This is a genomic window from Microbacterium sp. zg.Y909, from assembly GCF_024626565.1.
In genome coordinates this window covers 1-419 of sequence record NZ_JANJFJ010000537.1, presented here as the reverse complement: position 1 = coordinate 419, position 419 = coordinate 1, and the positions used below count along the sequence as shown (strand labels likewise).

The 419-nt window shown below is 68.7% G+C and carries 1 protein-coding gene; it reads right to left on the bottom strand.

Translation table 11 applies throughout. From position 1 onward, the window contains the following. Window positions 1-419: LLM class flavin-dependent oxidoreductase (locus NQ160_RS22500; RefSeq protein WP_257517256.1), on the bottom strand; the 419-nt coding region annotated here is incomplete at both ends.

The following is a 419-nucleotide window of genomic DNA, read 5'->3' as shown; positions in this document are numbered from 1 at the left end:
CCGTGCCAGACGAACGGAGCGACGCCGTCGAGCGGCCGCGGCGTCGACGTGAAGCCCTGCAGCGGGGTGCGGAACTTCCCCTCCCAGTCCACGACGTCCTCTCGCCACAGCTTGTGCAGCAGCGCGTAGTTCTCCACCGCCAGCGGCAGGCCCTGCCGGATGTCCTTGCCGAACCAGGGGTAGACCGGCCCGGTGTTGCCACGGCCGAGCATGAGGTCCATGCGGCCGCCCGAGACGTGCTGCAGCATCGCGTAGTCCTCGGCGATCTTCACCGGATCGTTGGTGGTGATCAGCGTCGTCGCCGTGGACAGGATCAGTCGTCGGGTGCGTGCGGCGATGTACGCCAGCGTCGTTGTGGGCGAGGACGACCAGAACGGCGGGTTGTGGTGCTCGCCCAGCGCGAAGACGTCCAGCCCCAC